At 62.0% G+C, this 4,476-nt stretch carries 5 protein-coding genes; 4 read left to right on the forward strand and 1 reads right to left on the reverse strand.

Annotated features, from left to right (window positions below):
* Positions 1–675: aminotransferase class I/II-fold pyridoxal phosphate-dependent enzyme (locus tag VLJ37_11960; GenBank protein HSA60384.1), on the reverse strand; the 675-nt coding region annotated here is incomplete at its 3' end.
* Positions 676–741: 66 nt separating this feature from the next.
* On the opposite strand from VLJ37_11960, the gene rplM reads away from it, so the two are divergent.
* From rplM to VLJ37_11980, 4 genes are all read left to right on the forward strand, one after another.
* Positions 742–1,173 (forward strand): 50S ribosomal protein L13, encoded by a 432-nt coding sequence (gene rplM / locus VLJ37_11965; GenBank protein HSA60385.1) that lies wholly within the window; start codon positions 742–744, stop codon positions 1,171–1,173.
* A gap of 2 nt (positions 1,174–1,175) precedes the next feature.
* Positions 1,176–1,580 (forward strand): 30S ribosomal protein S9, encoded by a 405-nt coding sequence (rpsI, locus tag VLJ37_11970; GenBank protein HSA60386.1) that lies wholly within the window; start codon positions 1,176–1,178, stop codon positions 1,578–1,580.
* Positions 1,581–1,620: 40 nt separating this feature from the next.
* Complete coding sequence (gene argC / locus VLJ37_11975; GenBank protein ID HSA60387.1) at positions 1,621–2,709, forward strand: N-acetyl-gamma-glutamyl-phosphate reductase; 1,089 nt, start codon at positions 1,621–1,623, stop codon at positions 2,707–2,709.
* A gap of 196 nt (positions 2,710–2,905) precedes the next feature.
* A partial coding sequence (locus VLJ37_11980; GenBank protein ID HSA60388.1) for a hypothetical protein occupies positions 2,906–4,476 on the forward strand: 1,571 nt, incomplete at its 3' end.

A 4,476-nucleotide genomic window follows, 5' to 3' on the forward strand; every position in this document is an offset into this window, starting at 1 on the left:
CAAGAGGTAACCGAGGCGCACCCCGCCCAGCGAAAAGGCCTTGGAGAGCGTGCGGACGATGACCAGATTTTTGTGTTTCTTGAGATACGGCGCCATCGTGTGGCCCGAAAACGGGTAATAGGCCTCGTCGATGACGACCAGTCCCGGCGCCTTTTCCATGACGGCTACGAGATCCTCTTCCGGAAAGAGATTGCCGGTCGGGGCGTTCGGATTGGCCAGGAAGACGGCCTGGGGTTTGACGGCCTTGAGACGCTTGAGGAAAAGATCCCGCGGGAACGAGAAGTCCCCTTTTCGCAACGGAACGGCGACGACCCGGTTGCCGAGAAGGGCCCCTTCGATCTCATAGAGGGAGAAGCTGGGCGTCACGGTCAGGATCTTTCCACCCACGGAGGCGGCGATCGTCAGGGCCTGAATGAGGATGTTCGAACCGCCGGAGACGATCACCCCCTCCGGCGCCCACCCTTCCCTCGCGGCGATCTTCCGGCGGAGGGGGTCGCAGAAGGGGGTCGGGTAGCGGTTCCAGGCGGCCCTCCGTAGCCTCTCAAGGATTTCCTCCTTGAGGGGCGAAGGAAGGTCCCAGGGCGACTCGTTCTGGTTGAGCTTGATCCGGTGCGGGGGCGAAGAGAGGCGATAGCCCTTAAGTTTGCGGACTTCCTTTCGAATCACGGAAGGCATGGGGGCATTTATCTATTGACACCTCGCTACCCTGTCCACTACTTTCCCGCGCCTCATATGCTACCCGTGCAAAAAACAACTCTGGCCAAGGCCGAAACGACGCAACGCGGCTGGGTCCTCGTGGACTTGAGCGGCAAGATCCTGGGACGGGCGGCCACCAAGATCGCGGATATTCTGCGGGGAAAGACCAAGGTCATGTATACCCCGCACATGGACGCCGGCGACTTCGTCGTCGCCATCAACGCCGCCAAGATCCGGCTCACGGGCAAGAAGCTCACGGACAAGATCTACTACAGGCATTCGGGCTTCCGGGGCGGACTGAAGGAAACCCCGGCCGGCAAGCTCCTTCAAAAGGATCCGACGCAGCTCATTATCAAGGCCGTCAAGGGCATGCTGCCCAAGAACCGGATGCAGGATCATCTCTTAAAAAAGCTCAAGGTGTACGCGGCGGACAAGCACCCTCACGCCGCCCAGCAACCGAAGGCTGTTGAGGTCTAATTATGGCGACCGCCCGCGCCCCCAAAAAGAATCTCGTCGTCGGCAAGAGAAAGACGGCCATCGCCCGCATTTTCCTGAACTCGGGCAGCGGCAAGATCCTCGTCAACGAAAAGGACTTTCCGGTCTACTTTGGCCGCGAGGCCCTGAGGTTCGTGGTGAGCCAGCCCTTTGACGTCACGGGCACGGTCGGCAAGTACGACGTGGACGCCAAGATCGTCGGGGGCGGACCGGCCGGACAGGCGGACGCGCTGAAGTACGCCATCTCGAAGGCCCTGCTGCAGGTCAGCCCCGATTTCCGCAAGCCGCTCAAGATCGCCGGGCTCCTCACGCGCGACGCTCGCATCGTCGAACGCAAGAAGTACGGACGCCGCGGCGCCCGTCGGCGTTCGCAGTACAGCAAGCGCTAAGAGTGAACGCAGGAAGGTCCCCTTCCGGAGTGAGCAATCCATGACTCGGAAACCAGATGAGGGGTTTGGGGGGAGAGCGGTATCTTCCCCCAATATCAAAGTCGCCGTGGTGGGTGCGACGGGTTACACGGGAATGGAGCTCCTTCGGATTCTCCTCGACCATCCCGGCGTCGAAGTCTCTCTCGCCACGTCCGAAAAATTCGCGGGGAAAAAGCTTTCCGACCTTTTTCCCTATTTTTCCGGCAAGACGGGACTGGTCCTTCAAGATCTCCAGGACGACCGGGTCGTCGCCTCGTGCGATCTCGCCTTTTCGTGCCTCCCCCACCATGCGGCCGCCCAGCACGTGGCGGCGTGGATCGGGGGCGGGCTCAAAGTCGTGGACCTCTCCGCCGACTTCCGGCTCAAGTCGGCAAGCCTCTATAAGGAATGGTACGGGGACCACGCGGCCCCCACTCTCTTGAGGGACGCCGTCTACGGCCTGCCCGAAACGCACCGGGAAGAGATCAAAAAGGCGAAGCTCGCCGCCAATCCCGGCTGCTATCCGACGGGCACGATCCTGGCGTTGACGCCGTTCCTCAAGAACAAGTCGATCGACCCGGATTCGATCATCGTGGACGCCAAATCCGGGGTCACGGGCGCGGGCCGGAGTGTTGTCCTGGAATCGCTCTTCTCCGAGGTCAACGAATCCGTCCACGCCTACAAGGTGGGCCGGCACCGGCACACGCCGGAGATCGAACAGGAGCTCTCAAGGGCGGCGGGACGGGACGTCGTCATCTCCTTCACGCCGCACTTGATCCCCATGGACCGGGGCATCCTCTCGACCATGTACGCCAAGTCGCTCAAGAAGACGACGACCGCGGACGTCCTCAACGCCCTCTCGTCCTTCTCCAAAGATGAACCCTTCCTCCGCATCCTCCCGGAAGGCGTCTTTCCCAAGACCAAGAACGTGCGGGGCACCAACGTCTGCGAGATCGGCGGCATCTTTGATCCGCGGACGGGCCGGATCGTCCTCATCGCCGCCATCGACAATCTCATGAAAGGCGCGGCCTCCCAGGCCGTCCAGAACATGAACCTCATGTGCGGATTCGAAGAAACCGCCGGACTCGCCCTCCCTTCGTGGATCCCGTAAGTCTCCGTTAATCCGGCACCGCTCAGGCCGCTTTATGCCATTATTATCATAATGATAACGGCTTTAAAACGAATTGACCCATTCTTTGGCACGGGTACAATGTAAGCAAGTTTCCTGCCTTGGCCAGCACGGCCTGCGAGCTCCCCTCAAGCCCGCCTCCCGCGACTGACCCACAACTCAATGATGGGGGTGGCCCATGGGATATTTTCACAAGACTCGCGTCTTTGGATTCATCACCGTTCTCCTGACCCTTTTCGCGCTTCTGGCCTCCCCGGCTGCCCGAGGGCATGGAGATGACGGCGACGGAGACGATGACGGCCAAGAAGCGATCCCCGGCAACATGCTCCTCGAGGTCCACATCGAGGCGCTCAAGCTGAACGGACAACCGGTCAGCGGGGACAAGAACGCCCGATTCGATCTCGTCAATCCCGACACGGGTGAATATCTCCTGACCGTCAATGAGTGCCCCACCCGATTCAACGTCGGCGACGCCTACATCCACTTCGATGACCCGGTCACACCCAACCTCGCCAAGGAGTCCCGCATCGAGGTTCGGACAACCCTCCTGGGGAACGATTGCCGCACGCCGACGTCGGACAAGGTCCTTCCTTATGAGATCGGAACGAGAGTCTGGGCCCTCTTCGCCAAGAAGGCCGATCATGCCCGCATGGCCAGGACCGCCAAGATCGCCAAGGGGGTCTTCGAGTATTTGGGGATCTTCGACGTCGACCGCAACCTCCTCGCCAATTGGGACCTCCCCACGGAACCTCCCGCGGACGCGAATAAGGTTCTGGGGGTCTCCGCGATCATCGCGGGAGACCCCGGAGAGCCGCCCACCGTCGTCTTGGATTGGAAGAATCCTTCGGAAGGGACGCAGGGTCCTCAAGGGGAGCAAGGCCCCATCGGTGAGACCGGTCCTCAGGGCCCGCAGGGAGAAACGGGTCCGCAAGGGCCACAGGGTCCTCAGGGCGAGCAGGGCATTCAGGGTCCACAAGGGCCGCAAGGTGAACAAGGGCCCATCGGCGCAACCGGACCCGCCGGTCCGGAAGGACCGCAGGGTCCTGAAGGTCCAATGGGTCCTCAAGGCCCGCAAGGTCCTCAAGGTGAAAAAGGCGAGAGGGGGGACCAAGGTCCTCCGGGTGAGGACGCCGACCTCAGCAACATCCTCGCGACCGACGGCATCACCGCCGTCTTCGATTCCGGCGCCGGAACCGTCACCCTCAAACTCGACCAGGCCTTCCCCGCCATCTGGAGCAATCCACAGACGTTCAACGGCGGCGCCAACTTTAGCGCCATTCAGAATTTCCTGTCGACCAGCACGACGATCATTGACGGCTCCCTCAGGATCCCTTTCACCGCCAATAGCGCGACCTATCCGCCGCCCCCGTCTGGGCTGGATGCCTCCTTCGCCGTCGATACGACCCGTCGTGTGCTTATCCTCTTCAATGCCAGCACCGGCCAGTGGGAGGACGTTTCGGGCGCGAACGGCGAGTCGGTGGTCACCACGACCCTCCCCGTCGGAGATACCAACTGCCCCACCGGCGGCGCGAGCTTTGTTGTGGGCGGCACAACGACGTATGCGTGTAATGGGGAAGCAGGACCTCAAGGCCCGATCGGATTGACCGGAGCGACGGGTGACACCGGTGCGACAGGACCTGCGGGACCAACCGGTCCTCAAGGTCCCGTAGGAGCAACTGGCCCTGCTGGACCGCAAGGTCCGGCGGGTGCCGATGGAGCGACGGGCGCCACCGGACCGCAAGGTCCTCA

This window comes from bacterium (assembly GCA_035454885.1).
GTDB lineage: Bacteria > UBA10199 > UBA10199 > JACPAL01.